This window comes from Cupriavidus sp. FW305-3-2-15-C-LB2, from assembly GCF_058787575.1.
On record NZ_JBYSZW010000001.1, the window covers coordinates 140,100 to 157,097 of the forward strand.

Consider the following 16,998-nt stretch of genomic DNA (forward strand, 5'->3'; position numbering starts at 1 on the left):
GTGGAACACGCCAAGATTTAGAACTTGCCCATCGACGACGTGAGGATCGATGAGAGAGAGTTGGAACCCAGTTGCAGTACGACGAAGGCGAGGAACATCAGGCCGGTGAAGGCCGCCGACAGGACCATCCCTTTCGCGAGCAATTGGCGCTCAATGACTTCAGCGTTCTGCCGCACGGCGACCGTGATCTTCTCGGTGAAGTCATCGAATCCAGCATACGCACCGATTTCGTCAATCAAGTCCATCGATGGGAAGCCGTATCCGGTTTGCCGCATCGCCTCGGCCAGGTCCAGGCCGTCGGTGAGTCCGAGGCGGATGGGCTTGAGGCGAGACGCCATCCATGGCGAGGCGGTCTGAATCTGCCCCTCCAAAGCGACCACGTCCGGCACGTTCGCCCGCAGTAGCGCGACAAACGACCTGAGCCAGGTGAATCCGTTGATCTCGCGATACACCGTAAATGGGAAGACATGGTGGTCAAGGAACCGCCTGCCCGAGCCATCCCATCGGGGTAGCGCCCACCAGCTCCATATCGCATAGGCACCCAGGCTGCCGAACAGGACTGGCGCGGGCCAGCCCACCGCCAGCTGGCCCATCCAGTACATGGCATAGGCCCAGTCGGTCCACTGGTCGAGCGGCACGAAATCCAGGAACTGCGGCACGATCTGGGCACCGATCAGGAACAGCACCGCGTATAGGGTCAGCAGGTAGACCGTTGGAGCAAAAAAGCTGGCCTGCAACTTCTGACGAAGCCGCGTGGTCTGCTCGCGCACCTCAAGGACCAGACGCATGGCCTCCGGCAACTGCCCGGCGCGCTCGCCCGCATCCAGCACGCTGCGCTCCAGATCGCTGAGCCCGGCGCCCATGGCAGCCATCAGGGTCATGCCGTCCCTGACCTTTCGGGCGACATCATGCGCAGCCTCGGCCGCCCGCTCACGCCCACGTCGGGCCAACCGCTCGCGGAAATCCTCCAGGATCTGTGCGAGGGTCAGCCCGTTCTCAAGCTGGCTCGATGCCTGCTGGTACAGGCGGCGGCGCATGGCCCAGGATAGTCCGCTCATAGCTCGTCTCGCATTGGTATCGCATCAACACTGCGTTCTGCATCGACCGGCGAGAGGCCACCCGCCAGCACCAGATCCATCGCATGGGCGATCATGGGCTTGTCGGCGCCGGCGCGCTGGCGATGCTTCCGGCGGGCCACCAGCACCCCTTCCTTGATGCAGTCCTGCATCAGGTCCTCGCTTGTCACCACAACTTCAGCCACAGCCTGTTGGCCGACGATGGCATCGCCATGGCAATGGTCGCAACCTGCCCCGCGCACGCGCACCTCAGACAGATCGCCCCACGTGCGCATGGCGCGTAGCATGTATTCCGGCAAGGCTTCCGGCGCGTCCTCCAACTTCACGCTGCACTTCGGACAGAGCAACGGGACTACGCGCTGTGCAATCAGGCCGATGATCTGGTTGTGGTTGCAGATCACCTCCATGGCCAGGCGGACGTGGTCCAGCATCACCAGACGCGAAAACGTTTCGAAGGGATCCGTCACGTGCAGCGTGGTCAGCACAAGGTGGCCGGTGGCCGCGGCTTGCAGCGTGGCCACCGCTTCCTCGACACCACGGATTTCGCCAAGCAGGATGGCATCCGGGTCCATCCGCAGCGTCATGCGCAGCATCTCGGGGAAGTGCTCGCTCTCGGTGGTCAGCTGGATTGCCCAATCCATCGGATACTCGGTCGGGTTCTCGATCGTGACCAGGCGCTTTTCCGGGAACATTCGAGCCTGATGCCGGGTGCACTCGAAGAGCGTCGTGGTCTTCCCACTGCCCGTCGGCCCGGTCACAACCACCACACCCATCGGCCGGCGCAGCAGTTGCGAGATAAGGTCCACCTGCAGCGGCGTGTATCCCATCTGGCCGAGCATGAATTCACCCGTAGGGCTCTTCGGCGTGCTCAGGTCCAGCCGCTTCGCCGCATCGATGGCGTCTGCCTTGCGAGCGCCCTGGTGGTGTTCTCGATACTGCAGGCGCGCCACGAGGAAGCCGCCGCCGCTCTCCACCGGGTAGGCCGGCCCGCGCACTATCCGCACGCTCGATAGCCCGGTGCCAGGCAATGCATCGCCCGCAATCTGCGCATCCTGCACGTCCAGAGGGTTGTAGGTCGCGGCTTTCACGGTGGCCAGGCCGGTGTACATGGCGCGCACCAGTCGCTCCCCCTCCTCCCTTCGCATCGACAGCGCGCCGACAGTACGCAGGTCGCCCTGCACGCGTACCTGAATCTCGGTGTGGTGTTCACGCACCAGCACGTGAATATCCGAGGCAATCAGCGCCGCACAGTCGGCCACCAGCCGGCGCGCAAGACTCAACGTTTGCAGGTCGGCATCCTGTTGCTGGCCAGAGCCGCGCTGCTGGCGCAGCACCGCCAGCTCCTGGGCCGATACTTTGCGAACCTGAGGCGCAGCGCCGCTGCGGCGTACCTTGGCCTCCCAAGTGAGAAAACGCGGGGTGCCGAAATGCCGGGCGTCCACGTAAATGTCGCAGGCGTGCACGGCGAGGGCCTTCTGGACGGTCTCACTAGTGAGACCATGGTCCAGGGCGAGATCCTCGACGTAGAGCCCGGTCTCGGCCACACGTTGGCGCAGCGCTGCAGCCTCCTCTGGCCCAAGCAGATTCAACATGCAGGCGACCTTGTCGAAGCTCCCCGCTAGCGTGCGCGGGTAGAGGATGTGCGGCGCCAGCACCTCTGGCGGGGGCGGCAGCGTCAGCAGGTCAGACTTGACCGAAGGCTCCGATCGCGTAGCGACGGCCTTTGCGCGGTCCCCTCTGCGAACGGCACCGCCCCACAGGCGCGAAAGTGTCCCGATCATCATGGCTTTCCTTGGTGTTGAGGCCCGGCAGCAGGCGCAGCGATGCCGTTCCGTTGGGCGTACAGCTTCCCGACCCCCTTCCATGTCTGGTTCGCCGCTTCATAGCTGACTTCTGTGAGCCGCAAGCCAGCCACGTTATCGAGACCAGCACCCATGCCAAGCCATGGCGGCGTGCCAAAATTGATGTCCGCAGTCATCACCAGCCATGGATCGACCGGAGTCTTGCCATCCGAGGGAAGCAACGGCGGCGGCATCGTGACTTGGAGCGCCATGCCGCGCGCCTGGGCGTATGTCCAGATCGCGCGCTGGGCCTCGCGAACGGTGTCGATCTCCGACGAGGACGGGAGGAACGCCGCGCGGGCAACGGCGGTTGCGTTTGCCTGGTTGCCGTCCGCCGACAAGGAGCCGGGTGCGTTGGCAGCCACGCCACCCTCTCGCTTCCAGCTTGTCTCGATACTGAGTGTGGTCGCCGTCGCTGGCTTGCAGCTCCATGCCGCCATCGTCCAGCCGTGCTCTGCGAGCGGCTGTACCTCCCATGCGCGCCGGCAGGCCTGCAGGAATGCCGACGGCAGAGCTTCTTCCACCCACGGAAGGATTCGCGGGCGGGAAGCTTCGTTCAGCTGCTGCGCAGCGGCGATTGCGCGCTGGCGCGCCCGCTGTGCCTCCCGCTCGGCCTCCTGTTGCGCGTCATACCAATACCAGCCACCGCCGACGAGCGCGCCGACCACGCCAACTGCGGCCAGCGTATAAGCGGTTGACCGCCATGGGCCTCGCAGCACATCGTGCATTGCCGCCACGCCCTTGCTCGCGCGCGCCATAGCGGCGAGGTCTCGTACGGTACCCTCGACCTCGGTCCAATCACCCAGCATGCGATGGCGGGCCCGGATCGTGTCCAGCTCCTCGAGCGTGCCGATCCGATCACCGCCTGAGATGATGGCGTGGCCCTGCCGAACCGCGACATACCAGTAGAGGCTGTCTTGAAGATGAAAGAGGCCCATCCAAGGCTGGTGATGCTGGGCGGCCACGACGGCGGCGAGAGGCTTGATCGTGTCAACGTTGACACCAGCCATCGGCTCGCAAAAGCCGCTCTGCACAGCGCCTTCGGCGCTCTGATGCACGACGCCCCAACGGAAGTGTCGGCCGAGTGCCATCGCGCTCCCGCGCACGGCACGCTTGCTCGGCTGAACTTCCTCGTGCTGCCAGGTCAGCCCAACCGCGAAGGCGCCTTTCAGCCCGGGAAACGACAGGATTTGCGCCATGACTCAGGGCCTCAGCGTACGCACGCGCTTGCCGTTGGCGAGCTTGACACCCCCGTCGTCGATGCCGACCACCTTCCAGCCACCATCCAGCGCGTCGCCGGCCACGACCGGCACAGTGCGCCCGTTGACCTCGACAACCGCGTTGAACTGGCCATCGAACGCGCGCAACGAAACGAGCCGCGGTGCTTCAGCCGCTTGCCGGGACATTCTTTCAGCAACACCGGCCGCCGGCACTGGCCCCGCCAGGGAAATGGCCGGCACTGCCCCGGAAGGCGCCGCCGCCGCTGCGGCCGACAACTGGGACTCCTCCGACCGCCTCACCTCTGCCTTGTATTTCGCAATCTCGGCACGGGCCTTCCACAAGGCAATCTGCGACTGCAACGCCGCGAGTTCCGATGCCTCGGTATGCCGCGGAGGTGTTGCAGCCTCGGCTGACACTGCCGGATTGGGAGCCGATGCCGCAGCCCCGGCAGCTGGCCCTGCAGCGCTGGCACTGGACGGCTGGGCCGCCGGCGTGGACGCGTGCGGCGCGGCTTCCTGCGAAACTTGCGGCCGAGCTGCCGGCTGCGAGGTCGGCTGTGACGCCTGCTTACGTCCAGCCGCCGCAATCGCTGCGGAGATCGGGTCGGACATGGAAGACGCCGCGTTTGCCGAACCAGCCACCGCTTGCAGCAAGGCTGCCGCGATAGCGATCCCGAACTGACTGCAACGAAGGTTGAATGCGCGATTCTGCATGGGATTGTCTGAAGTGTTACAGCAAGCGGGCCGAGATCATGATCGCGATGACGGTATCGCCACGGGTCGCCCCAACCCCGCCACCGAGCGCGGCCATCCACGGCTCACCCACACCGTTGTTGGTGGTCGCCGCCTTCTGGTTGCGCAAGCCCGTGAGCACCAGGGATTCCCCAGGCTTCAATGTGATGGACTGCGTGAAGCGGTTGGTCGGCATGGTCCGCAGCTGCACGCTGGTCTGGTTGGCCGAGCCACCCGAGTTGAACGGCTGCAGGGGCAGCAGGTCCGAGAGCGTCATGTCGAAGTTCATGAGGATCCGGCCATCAACGACCTTGGGCAGGAAGTTGCTGGTGAAGCCGTAGGTGACCGTCGCGGTCTGAATCGAACTGGTGGAGCCGACATTCGCGGCCAGCGTCGTTTGCGCCTGAGCAACGTAGTCCTGCAGCGTCGCGGTCTGCAGCGCGAGGACCTTCCCGTTCTGCGTAACGCCCGAGCGGGACACCACCTGCGACACGTTGCCCAGCGTCGACAGCGCCTGGATCACGGCCTTGCTGCCGGCAAACGGCCCGCTCATGATGGTCGCGCCGAGGTTCATCGGCGAAGCGCTGCCCGAGACGTTTGGCATGCTGGCGGAATTGAACGTGACCCCGGGTTGACCGCTGGAGCTCTGGTACGCGAGGGCCAGGTTCAGGCCATAGTTATCCTCGCGCGTCACACGGACCTCGTAGACCTGCACGTCGATGGCTACCTGCTTGCCATACATGGCGGCCAGACTCTTGACGAACTGCTCGATGCGGTCGCACTGGACCGGATCGCCAGTTACCGTGAGGGTGCCCAGGTTCTTGTCGACAACCACCTCGGCACTGGCGCCTGCAACGGCCTTTGCGGTCGCCTGGAGCGTCTCCCACGGCTTCATCTCGACCGACATGCTCATCGACTGACCGCTGCGCCCGGCCCCGCTACTACCATTGCTGGCCCCGGTCGCGCCTGCGCCCGACATGCCGCTCGAGCTGCTGTCCGTCGTGGTGATGGATCCATTCATCGAAGACGAATCCGCGAGGCTCGGCAGCATGAAGGTGCGGGTTTCCGTCTTGAAGAACGTCACCGTGCCGTCGTTGTACCGGGACCAGACCCCAAAATGCGCTTCCACGGCATCCAGGAAACCCTTGAAACTGCCTTCGTACCGCAGCGTCAGCGGGAGCGCCGCGGCCCCGCCGGCGGTCGCGCCCGCGGCAACGCTGAGCGGAGCGCTCAGATCTACCCTGGCCGTGCCGCCCATCGGAATCGGCCCGCCCGGGCGAACTGCGCCTGCCGGCTGCACCGCCGGCGCCACGCTGGGCGCCACCACAGCGGCTGCCGACGGATCGACGGTCGAGCGTACGCCAACGCTTTGGGCGATCCAGTTGGCGGCTTCGTTCAAGGAGCCGAGGGTCCCCTTGAACACCACATGCTTGCCGTAGATATCCGGCTGCGGCTTGCTGGCGCGGATCTTCTCACCCATCAGCCAGGCGCCTTCGTGCACGCGGAACACGGGCCGACTGCGCGGCGCGTCGGCGTAGCGCGCCTGCGCCTCGCTATTGATGGCGCTCTGCACCCGGCGCGTCTCCATCACGCCGCAACCAGAGAGCAGTGTGGCTGCCGCCACGGCCGCCGCGGTATAGCGTTTGCTTTGCTTCATCATTGGACGATCCCGTTTTGGCTGATAATCACGGTACGGTTGCCGCGCCAGCTGTCACCCACCACATCGGCGCCGTTGTTGGCCAGCTCCTCAACCACACGCTTGACGGCGAGTTCGAAGTCACCGCCGTAGTCCTTGTCGCCCGGGACGATCCACCCATCGGGGACATTCCAGACCACCGTCCAGCCCGCGCGTGCAGCCCATTTCTGCAACTGTTGTTGCAGCGGCTCGCCTTTCACGAGGCGGTAGACGTCACCGACCACAACGGCGGCGGGAGGTGCGCTCACTGCGACCCCGGCCGAAAGACCCGCACTTGCAGCAGGCGAAGAGCCATTCGCTGCGAGCAGCGTGCGGTCGATGGACGCGGGATTTGCGCGGACGGGCTGCAGTGACTGCCAGCCGTCGTTCTGCAACTGAGCGGCGTGCAAGGCCGGCGCGATGAACAGACCGCTCAAAAGCGAGCCCGCAGTCACGACTATGCGGACGGTTCGATGGGGTTGGGACATAGCTATGCTCTCGATTGAACGGATAGGACTAGCGCAGGGCCGCGCGCTGCAGCGCTTGCCACCGGGCATGAATCTGGTTGGCGTACCGCAGCTGCTTGTCGGGCGAAGAAGCGTTATAGGCGCCGACGGCTTTCCACGTTGGCCCGAAGCGCTGGATGTTCTCGCGCAGAATCCACGCGCCAACGTACGCATTGGTGCATCCATCAAACAGGTGCGCGCGCGTAATGCCGTAGCGCCCCAGCCGCGGTAGATGAATGGAGTTGATCTGCATGAGCCCGATATCTTCCGAACCGTTGGCATTGCGGTTGGTGACCCAGGGCCGCATGCCGGACTCCTGCCAGGCAATGCTGCGCAGCAGGGTCGGGCTCACACCGTGGAAGGTCGCAGCATCGTCCAGGCAGTCGGCATACGCGGCGCCGGTCAGCATAGAGAGGCATGCCAATAGCCAGATAGCGCAAGCCCTCATAGCGCCACCTTCCCGGGCTGCTCTCTGAAGCGAACCTGCGGCACTCGGTCCACGTACACCACGTTGCCGTCGGCGATCACGGTCATGCGCGCGGCAATGCCGTTGAACTTGAAATAGCGGTCCTTCTGTTCGCCGTTGCGCTGGTGATCGTCGCCGAACACCGACACGCCCACCATCGATTTCTTGAAGCTGAGGTAGGTGGCGCCGTCCTTCTCGAACACCATCTCCAAGCCGGCGCCGTTCTCGGCTGGGAATACATACTCGATCTCGGGGGTGCGATCCACCTGCACCGACTTCCCATCCGCGGTCGCGGTGAAGCGGTCAACCGTCGCAAACGACAGGATGCGCTGCGCCTCGTCCCACTTCGTCCAGATCTTGCTGTCCGAACCGTCACGCAGAGCCAGATCCTTCGGTTCCTGCTCGAATCGGATCTCAATGCGACCCTGCTTGTTGTCGCGGATCGCAACCGCGCCGAATGCCGAAGCCAGTGTCGGCCCTTCTGGCAGCGGCGTCGCGGCCACTGCCAACTGCGCTGTCGGCCCTTCGGTAGACGCTTGCAACGCTCCGCCGGTCGGCGTCCCAGCCGAAGGCTCTCCGACCACCGAGAAGCCCTTGGGCGGCGCGGCGCGCAGCGCGATGTTGCGCCGGGTAAAATCCACTTCCGCGTACAGGTTGCGGCGATCCAGCACGCGCGCGAGGGCCTGCAGCCAGTTCTCGCCACCGCCCAGCTCGACGGAGACATCCTCGGTCATCGGAATGTCCTTCTGTGCGGTGCCGGTCCACCCTGCCGGTGCGATGGACTTGATCATCTGCACGAGAGGCAGGGAAGATCGCCCGGGGCGCACCACCGGGAGTGTCGTGTAGCTTCCGATCAGCGCCAGCCGCCCGGAAATGCCGGCAATGCTGCGCGGCAGGTCGCCCGTGGGATTCGCCGGCTCCGAAGTGAAGCCATTCGCGCGCTTCCATCGTGCCAGCACCGGCTGGCCGTTCACGGTGTAGCGGACGACATCGGGCACGCCATCGACCACCCAGTAAGGCCCGGTCTGCAAGGCGCCATCGGCCTGGACCGCCTGACCCGGACGAGGTTGGATATACGTGGAGAGCCCGTCGTTGAAGATGAGGGCAGGACGATCGGCCGCCCGGGCAACGATCTGATAATCGAAGTCGAGCGGGTCGGTATCGGCCGCCATGGCGGTGGCGCTCGCCGTCAATACCAAAGCGGAGAGAAGGAGCGGCCTGATCATCGGAATTTTGCGACGTGGTTCATGAAGCGAGCGAAGTACGGGCCACCACGCTCCGGGTTGGCGCTGTGGTACCAGGCCACAGCTTTCATCGTGGAGCCGCTGCGCCGCAGGTTTTCGGTCAGAATGTCTTCAGCCACGCGGATGTTGGTCGCCGGCGCCAGTGCGTCCCACGGCGAGGAGAAGCGCTTGCCGTGGTAGCACCAGTTCACCTGCATGAGCCCGACGTCGAAATCGCAACGCTGGCTCGCCAGCAGACGATTGATCGCCGTATAGGCTTCCTCCCGCGTGGCGAAGAACATGCCGCGGCCGGCCACGTTCAAGGTCCATGGCCAGGGCCGCCCGCGATAGGCCGACTCGTTCATCGCGATACCTGCGGTGATCTTCGGGTCCACACGTTGGCCCATCTGCGCAAATGGCTCGGTTTTCGGCGCACATGCCCAGCCGCCACGTCGCTCAGCAAGCGCCTCCTGCGCTGCCTCAGTCAGCTCGGCCGGGCGCAGCCAGCCTTCGCGCGCAAAGAGTCCCGAGATCGGCACCGCCTTGCCGCCGATCTGGACAACCGGACCGGCGTCCGATCCCGCTTCGATCGATGCACCGATCAGGCGTGATGACCATGCGAGGAATGCGTCGAGCCCGCAGTAGAGCACCGGTTTTCCCGCGATCGTATGCAACAGGTCCTTGCCGTCGGCATTCACGACCACCGCATTCGGGCTGATGACCGCCTGGATCGTCGCGGCGGGCACGTGGCTCGTCAGCAGACACGCAACAAGGGCTACCAGCGTCTTAGTCACGGTAAGCCTCCAGCACCATGTCGTGCTTGACCTGCACCACCATCTTCTGACCCGGCTCAGTCGTAATCGTCGGGCGGATGCCCTGAGTGCGGCTCAGGATCGTGGATGCGGTCTGGGCAGCGATCTGCCCAGCAGCATTGCCATAGGTCGTCAGGCCATTTGCCCCAACCGTGGTCGCGGTGTTGTTGTCCTTAAAGGCATGCTCAAGCATGCCGATAACCAGTGCAGCGCCGAAGATCCTCAGGAAATGATTGTTGACGTCGCCACTGATGCCGGAATATCCGTTGGGGCCGGCACCCTGCATGCCCATCAGCGGAACGGTCTTGCCGTTCGGCAGCTGCATGCGCACGAAGGCCGCGAGGATACGCTCCTGGCCCACGGCAATATCCGCGTTGTAAGAACCCACCAGCGTGCTGCCGGCGGGGATGACCTTGCACCGACCCGTCACCGTGTCATACACGTCCTGCGAGACGGTCGCGCGGAACTCGCCCGGCTTGTCCGAGTTGAGGCCGCCGGCGAACGTCGCAGGAATGACGAAGCCTCGGCTGACCGTGCATTTCGGCAGTTTCCCGTCGAAACCGGTGCGCAAGGTCCTCGCGGCGGTTGCATCGCGCAGGAACTTGTTGTCGGAAGAAGCGGGAGCTTCAGCGGGCTCCGGGAGCCCATTGCTTGCACTGGCGCGCGCGACCGCCGCCTGCTGCAGAACGCGCATCTGAGCCGGGTCGGTCAGGTCCGCCATGCCAGCCGGCATCTTCGTGCCGCCCATCTGCGACTTGCGCATGCCCTTCTTGTAAATCGATGAGGTGAAGATGTCGTCTTCCTCGTTCTTCTTCACCTCGGCAGTGGTGGGCTTGGCCGCACCAACCAGGTCGCCAGCCTTCATGATCGGCGCCGTGCCGCTGTCCGGCTTCTCCGCGCGAGCGCGTTGCCGCTCAGCCTCTTCCCGGGCCCTGGCAGCCTGTTCCCGGATCGTGGCCTCGAGCGACTGGCCGTTGTCGCCGCTGCTGGCCCGCTGGCGCAGCTGCTCCGCGCGGTCCTGCTCGGCCTTGGCATCGGACTGCTCCTCGCTGACCGACTGGAAGTAGTAGCCGAGCCCGCCAACGAGGAACGCCGCGACCACGCCGAGCGCCATAACAATGTTGCGCGGGAGTTTCCCTTTGACCGTGCGTTCCTGCGCATCCGTGACGTCGGAGACGTTATTGGACGACTTCCGATCGCGCATCAGAACAACCCCAGAATGCGGCGACGGCCGCGCTCGATCTTCACTTCATCCGAGCCCGAGCGCAGCGCGATCGTTTCGGCCAGGCGCTGGACGACCAGGAATTCGCCTCGCCGGATGAAGTTCACCACCGCGAAATCGCTGCCGTCCTTGACCAGGGCAACGGGCCAGTCGGCTCCCTTTGGGATGCGCAGCCAGATGGCCTTGCCGTCGTCAAAGACCGTATCGGGCCGGAAGCTCGCACTACCGGAAATGGAATAGTCGAAGTTGAGCTGCTCCGGGGCCACCGCCACGGCATCGGCACTGCGGCCACCAGCATCGGCGGAGAGCCCTTCGGCGCCGTCGGCACGCGATTCACTGCGCGCCTTCGCCTTGGCAGCAAACGACGTCGGAATGCGGAACCGCACCTTCTGGTAGAAGATTCCGCCCAGGGGCGAGGACACCAGCGTGAATTCGTAGCTGCGCTTGTTGGTGTTGACTGACAGTGTGTTGACCAGGCCGGCCGCCTGCGGCTTGACGTACAGGTGGTTCAGGCCATCGGTCTCGTAATCCCAACGCACGCTCTCACCCCAGGCGGGCTCGCCGACGATCTGTTCATCGTCGGGGAACTCGATGGTGGTCATCTTCAGCGGTGCGGACAGAATGCGGAAGATCTGGTCTCGGTTATAGGTAAAGACGACCAGTCGGGAATCGCCGGGCAGCGCTATGGGGTCCACCCCACCGTTGAAGGGATTGGCAGGATTCATCGCATCGCTGATGTCGCCGATGCCCAGCGCTGCTACGCCCGCGCCGGGGCGGCGCATCGGCTTGTCAGCAGCGTGGGTTTCGGTCACGGCAAAGCTCAGCGCTAGCACGGCGGCAGCCAAGGCACTCAGCGGGGATGACTTGCGAATTTCCATGAGCGTGGTCGCGGCCTCAGGCCGGCGATTTCTGAAGGCTGAAGAAGACGGGGTGGACACCGAACGGATTGGTACCGAGCACGGCATCACTGGTCGGCGGCTTCACCTGGTAACGGAAGGTCATCGCGTACCGCATCTTGCGCGGCTTGTAGCCATCTTCCGTCGTGGTGGTGATGAATTCGACCGCGACCGTGCTGTCGGGAAGCACCGCGACATTGGTAACCTTGACCTCGCGCACCAGGGTGGCCGACGTGCCCACCTGCCGGAACGGCTCGTCCTCGGTCACCCAATCCTCGAACTGCTTGCGCGACGATCCGATCATCTGTTCTCGGACCGACCGCAGGTTCCGCGCCATGCGGGAATCCTCGACCTGTGTGGTCAGAATCGGCTCGATCGTGAACCAGCGCGTCACGAGGTCCTTGAATGCCCACTGGAGCTGAATGCCTTCCGGCTGGAACGCTTCCAGCTCCCGCACGATGGGCTTGCCGCTGGCGTCGGCTGACACGCCGACCGCCTTCACCACGGATGGCGGCGGCTCGCGGGTCATGATGGCCGCGAGCGCAATGCAACCCAGCCCGAGCGTGGCCACCTTCCAGTGATTCCGCTCGATGGCAATCCTGGTCGTACGGTCGAAGATCACCTGTTCGGAGCTCTCATTGCCGTACATCCCCGGGGATACCGCCAGGGTCTTGGCATTGCTGGAATTCTTGCGGAAGAGAGGCATGCTGCGGCGGTCCATTGGGATGCCGCTAATTGAAGCAGTGAACCCTCACCGGAGTACCGAGGAAAGCAGTGCGATTTTGCGCGGCTTTCTGAAATTGTTTCCCTCTACGCAGTCCGCATCCGCTTTGGATACTGACTCCATTGGGAGAGCTAGCGAGTTTCAATAGTCCGAAAAGCTCGCAGTTTTGGTATGGCTTTCCGGAAATCCGGTATGAGCATGCTCAGCCTTGCAAGCACGGTCTGCTTCGTTTGAGGTCACTTCAGCAGAGAGATGCTTGCGCAAGTTTTCTGGAAAGCTCGCAAAAATCACCCAGCTTTTGACGACCCACGTCATGGGCCGCCCGCCAACAATAGCGGGCATGCAAGTCTTCGATCCGAACCATCCAGTCCTGCAGCTCAGTCAGCTCGAAGCCAGCGCCGTTGCGATGTTCTTTGAGTCGCTGGCACCAATCCGCGCATTCATCGATGCGTCAGATGTGGCCGAAGTCATGGTGAACCGTCATGACAGCATTTGGGTCGAGCGCCGCGGCGAGATGACGCGCCTGGACGTGCAGCTGGAGCCCGCCAAACTTGAAGGCGCCGTCCGATCGCTAGCTTCTTCCGTCCAGAAATCTGCCGTGCGTGGCACAGCACAGGGCATCATCAACGCCGGCCATAAGGGCTTGCGCATTGCTGCCGTGATGCAACCCACCGCCGTCGACGGCCACGCACTGAGCATCCGACGTCACCGTGAGACGAACTTGTCGCTCAGCGACTACGTCAAGGCCGGCGCGTTCTCGGCCCGGCATGCCCGCAGCAAGCACACCGATCGGCCTATCTTCAATGGCGCGGTCGAAGACGACGCGCTGAAGGACGCTCTCATTGAACTGGTGCGCCAGCGCAAGAACATTCTCGTCGCCGGCGGCACCTCCTCCGGCAAGACCACCTTCCTGAACGCCCTCGTGGAGAACATCCCCGACGGCGAGCGCGTTTTGACCATCGAAGACACCATGGAGCTCAAGACGCGTGTGCCGAACGCGGTGCGCTTGCTCTCCAACACCGACAAGAACGTGACCACCCAGCAACTGGTGGCACTGGCGCTGCGCTTCCGCCCAGATCGCATTCTCGTTGGCGAAGTCCGCGGTGGCGAGGCCTTCGACTTGCTCCAGGCCCTCAACACCGGCCACGACGGCGGCATGGCGTCGCTGCATGCCAACAACGCCCGCTCGGCGCTCTCCCGCATGGAGAGCCTTGCGATGCTCGGTATCCCCCATGGCTCACGTTGGGAGCTGGACGACATGCGCAAGCTGATCGCGGAGTGCTTCAACTACGTCGTCCATATGCGCCGCACCGGCGAGATGCGCCACATCTCGGAAATCATCGAGATCAAGGGCTTCCGCAACAACGACTACGACATCGAACGCGTTTTCTAACCACCAGGAGTCTCTCTCATGTCTCACCGCTTTACCCAACGTGCAGCCGCAACGGCGCGAAAGTCCCTCCCCTCCATGCTGGTTCTGGTCGGCTTGATGGGCGTCGCCACCTCGGCCGCGGCTGCCGATTTCGGCTTCCTCGGCAACCTCGGCGAGTTCATCTGCGGCATTGCCACCTTCATCAACACCAAGTACCTCTTCGTGGCTGGCCTGATCCTGATCGTGCTGGGCGCCATCGGTATTGCCAACTCCGAGTCCACCATCATGAAGTTCGTCTCGGTCATCTGTATCGGCATCGGCCTGGCCGCCGCTGCACCGGCAATCATGAAAACGCTGGGCGTCGCTGCTCAGTGCACCGGCTTCTGATCATGCGCGAGCACCACGTCAGCATCGGCCTTTCCCGGCCGCGCCAGATCGGCGGTGCCGTTCGCGGTCTAGCCATCGCCAATGGCACCGTTGTCGCCCTGCTGGTGTACGTGACCTTCCGCAGCGGTTGGAAGATCCCGGTGGCCGTCGTGGTGGTGGGCATGGCCTTCCACGCGCTCCTGCGCTGGCTCACCAGTCGGGACCCGTGGTGGAACCAGATCCTCAACGTCTACAACCACTACGGCGACCTGTACGAATCAACTCCCTGGCACGGCAAGCTGAGCACCCTCTTTCGCCGCCCCTATGGCTTTGACAGTGACCTGCCATGCTGAACCTGAAACGCCGCCCGCTCTACGAAATCGCGCCGTGGCTGACTTCGATCACCCCTGAGCTGATCCTGAACAAGGACGGGTCGCTGCTCGCGACCTACGAGTTCCTGGGTGTCGATGCCGACAGTCCGGACAGCAACGACATTACGTCGGCCCGCAATCAGCTGGACCAGGCGTGCCGGTCGTTCGATAACCGGATCACCGCATGGTGGAAAATCAGCCATCGGCGGGCGCGCAGCTATATCGACGGCGATTTTACGGAGGGGGCGGATGCTCGGCTCGACGCGCTGAACCGCGCGCACATGACGACCGGGAAGTACTTCCACAATACCCACTCGCTGGCGCTCGCCTATACCCCGGAAAGCGGGATCGCGAAGTTCTTCGACAAAACCGGTTACCACATGACGGTTGGCGGCAAGTCGGTCATTCCTGCCATTTTCGAGGCAACGAAAGACACCCTCCTTGCGCGCAGCGCCTTCGCCTTCGATCTGGAGAAGCTGACGACAGACGCGCGCCGCTTCGAATCCATGCTGGATGCGTTCACAGGAGGCGTGCCTCGCCTGCGCACGCGCCGACTGGTCATGCAGGACAGCTACGCAGTACTGCATCAGGCGGCTAATCCGAGCGTGCCACCCCGTCGCATTCGATATCCGGTGACCCTGCTTGATAGCCATCTGACGGAATCGGAAGTCACCGTCGGCTCCGAGCGGCTGTTGTTCGAATCCGCCCACGGGAAGCGGTACGCCGCGATCGTTGCCGTCAAGGAATGGATGAGCTTCCAGGAAGCGGCACTGGATAGCCTGATGCAGATCGATGCCGAGCTCGACGTCTGCATTATGTACCGGTTCCTCGATACGGCGCGGGCGGCGGCCTACATCGAGAAGGTCCGGCGCTTCTACAAGATGGCGGCGCTCAATGTCCGAGCGATCCTGAAGCAGTACTTTGCCAAGGAGGAAGCCGAGAACGACGAGGGGCGTGAAGAGCTGGCCAAGGAAGCGGGCAAGGCTCTCAAGCGTCTGACGGCCGAGGGCACCCAGCACGGCTTCGCGAATATCTCCATCGTCGTCTACGGCGATACCGAATCGGCTCTGGAAGACTCGGTGAGCGAGGTGGTGGGCGCGCTCACCAACGCCGGCTTTGGTGCCATCCGGGAGAAGGCCAACCTGATGCCGGCATGGAACAGCACCCTGCCCGGCCGATGGGACAAGCAGCGTCGTCTTCAGTTTGTCGAGACGCCTGCGGTCTCTGATCTTGCACCGGTGCGTTCCGTCATGCCCGGTCCAACCCGCAACGCGTGGCTGTCCGACAAAGCCGGCAAGGAAGTGCCTCCCCTCACCTGTCTGCCCACGCGTCATCGCACCGCACAGCGCGTTGACCTGCACCAGCCTGGCGGCAACGGGCACCTGCTTATCATCGGACCCATCGGCGCGGGCAAGTCGGTGTTCCTGAACTTCCTCGTCTCGCAGGCCGGGCGTCACGACGCGCGCCGGATCCGGTTCGACAAGGACCGCTCGACCCGCATCCCGACGCTGCTCAGTGGCGGCGCATTTGTCGACGTGACCGGCAAGTTCCAGGCGGCGACACACGTGAACCCGCTGTCGCTCCTCAACAGGCCGACGAACTTCACCTATGTCACTGAATGGGTGACGCTGGCTCTCGAGGATGAAGATTTCTCCCTCAGTCCTCAACAGTCGCAGGACATCTACGAGGCGGTGAAGATTCTCGCGACGTACCCGCGCGAGCACTGGACCCTCGGGCGCCTGGCCACACTGCTGCACGACAGCCTTCGCGAACGGCTGCAAATCTGGCTGCAAGGCGGGCAGTACGGACACTTCTTTGACCACGCAGAGGATGCATTCGACGTCAGCGACAACCTGTCGATCGAGATGGGCGACCTCTTCGAGAAGTATCCACGCGCTGCTGTGCTGTTCTCCGACTATGCCTTCTATCGCATCAGCCAGTCGATGGACGGCCTCCGGTACACGATTATCGAAGTCGAAGAGGCGGGCTTCTTCTTCCAGCACCCTCGGTTCTACAAGCGGCTGGAGACCTGGATCACCACCATCCGGAAGCTCAACGGTGCCGTCTGGATGGCCACGCAGTCGCTGCGGCAGCTCGAACGCGTGCCGGACTTCGAAATTCTCAAGGACAACGTCGGCAATCTGATCTATCTGCCGAACACCCAGGCCAATACCAGCAAGGATCTCTACAAGGACAAGTTCGGCCTGACCGACGATCAGATCCAGATGATCAACGACGCGGTGCCGAACCGCGACTATCTGTGGATCACGCGGGCACAAACGCGAATGCTTCAGAGCACGTTCTCCGACGAAATGGTGGCGATGCTCCGATCCGATGGCGTGGCGCAATCCATCCTCGATCGTCACTACGCTTCCGGGGCAGCTGACTGGCAGCAAAACTACGTGCGCGAGATGCTCGCGCGCTCTGCATAAGGAGAGACCGATGAAAGGTTGGATTGTCCGTGCCGCCATGGTGGCAAGCCTCGCAGTTTCCACG

17 protein-coding genes are annotated in these 16,998 nt (G+C 63.7%); 4 read left to right on the forward strand and 13 right to left on the reverse strand.

Annotation, left to right across the window (positions count from 1 at the left end):
* Positions 1 to 17: 17 nt before the first annotated feature.
* The 13 genes from AC3WRR_RS00755 to AC3WRR_RS00815 all read right to left on the reverse strand — a co-directional run bounded on the left by AC3WRR_RS00755 (position 18) and on the right by AC3WRR_RS00815 (position 12,735).
* Positions 18 to 1,058, reverse strand: a complete 1,041-nt coding sequence (locus tag AC3WRR_RS00755) for a type II secretion system F family protein (protein WP_492295676.1) — start codon at positions 1,056 to 1,058, stop codon at positions 18 to 20.
* Positions 1,055 to 2,860, reverse strand: coding sequence for an ATPase, T2SS/T4P/T4SS family (locus AC3WRR_RS00760; RefSeq protein ID WP_492295677.1), 1,806 nt, complete (start codon positions 2,858 to 2,860; stop codon positions 1,055 to 1,057). Before AC3WRR_RS00760 ends, AC3WRR_RS00755 begins: the two co-directional genes overlap by 4 nt.
* Positions 2,857 to 4,116 carry a type 4b pilus protein PilO2 gene (gene pilO2 / locus AC3WRR_RS00765; RefSeq protein WP_492295679.1) on the reverse strand — a complete coding sequence of 420 codons (1,260 nt, stop codon included), beginning with the start codon at positions 4,114 to 4,116 and terminating at the stop codon, positions 2,857 to 2,859. The genes AC3WRR_RS00760 and pilO2 overlap by 4 nt, the downstream gene beginning before the upstream one ends.
* A gap of 3 nt (positions 4,117 to 4,119) precedes the next feature.
* Complete coding sequence (gene pilP, locus AC3WRR_RS00770) at positions 4,120 to 4,851, reverse strand: type IV pilus biogenesis protein PilP (protein WP_492295680.1); 732 nt, start codon at positions 4,849 to 4,851, stop codon at positions 4,120 to 4,122.
* 16 nt (positions 4,852 to 4,867) lie between these two features.
* Entirely contained in the window at positions 4,868 to 6,529 is a 1,662-nt protein-coding gene (locus AC3WRR_RS00775) for a type II secretion system protein GspD (RefSeq protein WP_492295682.1), read from the reverse strand.
* The gene (locus AC3WRR_RS00780; RefSeq protein WP_492295683.1) at positions 6,526 to 7,032 is read right to left on the reverse strand and encodes a toxin co-regulated pilus biosynthesis Q family protein; all 507 of its coding nucleotides are present in this window, start codon (positions 7,030 to 7,032) and stop codon (positions 6,526 to 6,528) included. Before AC3WRR_RS00780 ends, AC3WRR_RS00775 begins: the two co-directional genes overlap by 4 nt.
* 28 nt (positions 7,033 to 7,060) lie before the next feature.
* Positions 7,061 to 7,498 (reverse strand): lytic transglycosylase domain-containing protein, encoded by a 438-nt coding sequence (locus tag AC3WRR_RS00785; protein WP_492295685.1) that lies wholly within the window; start codon positions 7,496 to 7,498, stop codon positions 7,061 to 7,063.
* A complete protein-coding gene (locus tag AC3WRR_RS00790; protein WP_492295687.1) occupies positions 7,495 to 8,742 on the reverse strand; it encodes a TrbG/VirB9 family P-type conjugative transfer protein in 1,248 nt (415 codons plus the stop codon). Before AC3WRR_RS00790 ends, AC3WRR_RS00785 begins: the two co-directional genes overlap by 4 nt.
* The gene (locus tag AC3WRR_RS00795) at positions 8,739 to 9,533 is read right to left on the reverse strand and encodes a lysozyme family protein (RefSeq protein WP_492295689.1); all 795 of its coding nucleotides are present in this window, start codon (positions 9,531 to 9,533) and stop codon (positions 8,739 to 8,741) included. Before AC3WRR_RS00795 ends, AC3WRR_RS00790 begins: the two co-directional genes overlap by 4 nt.
* The gene (locus AC3WRR_RS00800) at positions 9,526 to 10,755 is read right to left on the reverse strand and encodes a TraB/TrbI/VirB10 family type IV secretion system protein (RefSeq protein ID WP_492295690.1); all 1,230 of its coding nucleotides are present in this window, start codon (positions 10,753 to 10,755) and stop codon (positions 9,526 to 9,528) included. The genes AC3WRR_RS00795 and AC3WRR_RS00800 overlap by 8 nt, the downstream gene beginning before the upstream one ends.
* Positions 10,755 to 11,651, reverse strand: a complete 897-nt coding sequence (locus AC3WRR_RS00805) for a TrbG/VirB9 family P-type conjugative transfer protein (RefSeq protein ID WP_492295691.1) — start codon at positions 11,649 to 11,651, stop codon at positions 10,755 to 10,757. The genes AC3WRR_RS00800 and AC3WRR_RS00805 overlap by 1 nt, the downstream gene beginning before the upstream one ends.
* Positions 11,652 to 11,667: 16 nt before the next feature.
* A complete protein-coding gene (locus tag AC3WRR_RS00810) occupies positions 11,668 to 12,375 on the reverse strand; it encodes a VirB8/TrbF family protein (protein WP_492296029.1) in 708 nt (235 codons plus the stop codon).
* 159 nt (positions 12,376 to 12,534) lie between these two features.
* Positions 12,535 to 12,735: a hypothetical protein gene (locus AC3WRR_RS00815; RefSeq protein WP_492295694.1), complete on the reverse strand. Its 201-nt coding sequence runs from the start codon at positions 12,733 to 12,735 to the stop codon at positions 12,535 to 12,537.
* On the opposite strand from AC3WRR_RS00815, the gene AC3WRR_RS00820 reads away from it, so the two are divergent.
* From AC3WRR_RS00820 to AC3WRR_RS00835, 4 genes are read left to right on the forward strand one after another with little or no spacing between them, the layout of a single operon-like run.
* Entirely contained in the window at positions 12,734 to 13,786 is a 1,053-nt protein-coding gene (locus AC3WRR_RS00820) for a TadA family conjugal transfer-associated ATPase (RefSeq protein ID WP_492295695.1), read from the forward strand. The two genes, AC3WRR_RS00815 and AC3WRR_RS00820, sit on opposite strands and share 2 nt — an antisense overlap.
* A gap of 18 nt (positions 13,787 to 13,804) precedes the next feature.
* Complete coding sequence (locus AC3WRR_RS00825) at positions 13,805 to 14,152, forward strand: TrbC/VirB2 family protein (RefSeq protein WP_115737233.1); 348 nt, start codon at positions 13,805 to 13,807, stop codon at positions 14,150 to 14,152.
* Between the two features lie 2 nt (positions 14,153 to 14,154).
* Positions 14,155 to 14,484 (forward strand): conjugal transfer protein, encoded by a 330-nt coding sequence (locus tag AC3WRR_RS00830; RefSeq protein ID WP_492295698.1) that lies wholly within the window; start codon positions 14,155 to 14,157, stop codon positions 14,482 to 14,484.
* Positions 14,478 to 16,934 (forward strand): VirB4 family type IV secretion system protein, encoded by a 2,457-nt coding sequence (locus AC3WRR_RS00835; protein WP_492295700.1) that lies wholly within the window; start codon positions 14,478 to 14,480, stop codon positions 16,932 to 16,934. The genes AC3WRR_RS00830 and AC3WRR_RS00835 overlap by 7 nt, the downstream gene beginning before the upstream one ends.
* Positions 16,935 to 16,998 lie beyond the last annotated feature (64 nt).

What these genes read in the sequence shown, in the direction of transcription:
- AC3WRR_RS00755 (WP_492295676.1), bottom strand. Translation starts at nt 1,058, where the DNA reads ATGAGCGGACTATCCTGGGCCATGCGCCGCCGCCTGTACCAGCAGGCA.
- AC3WRR_RS00760 (WP_492295677.1), bottom strand. Translation starts at nt 2,860, where the DNA reads ATGATGATCGGGACACTTTCGCGCCTGTGGGGCGGTGCCGTTCGCAGA.
- pilO2 (WP_492295679.1), bottom strand. Translation starts at nt 4,116, where the DNA reads ATGGCGCAAATCCTGTCGTTTCCCGGGCTGAAAGGCGCCTTCGCGGTT.
- pilP (WP_492295680.1), bottom strand. Translation starts at nt 4,851, where the DNA reads ATGCAGAATCGCGCATTCAACCTTCGTTGCAGTCAGTTCGGGATCGCT.
- AC3WRR_RS00775 (WP_492295682.1), bottom strand. Translation starts at nt 6,529, where the DNA reads ATGATGAAGCAAAGCAAACGCTATACCGCGGCGGCCGTGGCGGCAGCC.
- AC3WRR_RS00780 (WP_492295683.1), bottom strand. Translation starts at nt 7,032, where the DNA reads ATGTCCCAACCCCATCGAACCGTCCGCATAGTCGTGACTGCGGGCTCG.
- AC3WRR_RS00785 (WP_492295685.1), bottom strand. Translation starts at nt 7,498, where the DNA reads ATGAGGGCTTGCGCTATCTGGCTATTGGCATGCCTCTCTATGCTGACC.
- AC3WRR_RS00790 (WP_492295687.1), bottom strand. Translation starts at nt 8,742, where the DNA reads ATGATCAGGCCGCTCCTTCTCTCCGCTTTGGTATTGACGGCGAGCGCC.
- AC3WRR_RS00800 (WP_492295690.1), bottom strand. Translation starts at nt 10,755, where the DNA reads ATGCGCGATCGGAAGTCGTCCAATAACGTCTCCGACGTCACGGATGCG.
- AC3WRR_RS00805 (WP_492295691.1), bottom strand. Translation starts at nt 11,651, where the DNA reads ATGGAAATTCGCAAGTCATCCCCGCTGAGTGCCTTGGCTGCCGCCGTG.
- AC3WRR_RS00810 (WP_492296029.1), bottom strand. Translation starts at nt 12,375, where the DNA reads ATGCCTCTCTTCCGCAAGAATTCCAGCAATGCCAAGACCCTGGCGGTA.
- AC3WRR_RS00820 (WP_492295695.1), top strand. Translation starts at nt 12,734, where the DNA reads ATGCAAGTCTTCGATCCGAACCATCCAGTCCTGCAGCTCAGTCAGCTC.
- AC3WRR_RS00815 (WP_492295694.1), bottom strand. Translation starts at nt 12,735, where the DNA reads ATGCCCGCTATTGTTGGCGGGCGGCCCATGACGTGGGTCGTCAAAAGC.
- AC3WRR_RS00825 (WP_115737233.1), top strand. Translation starts at nt 13,805, where the DNA reads ATGTCTCACCGCTTTACCCAACGTGCAGCCGCAACGGCGCGAAAGTCC.
- AC3WRR_RS00830 (WP_492295698.1), top strand. Translation starts at nt 14,155, where the DNA reads ATGCGCGAGCACCACGTCAGCATCGGCCTTTCCCGGCCGCGCCAGATC.
- AC3WRR_RS00835 (WP_492295700.1), top strand. Translation starts at nt 14,478, where the DNA reads ATGCTGAACCTGAAACGCCGCCCGCTCTACGAAATCGCGCCGTGGCTG.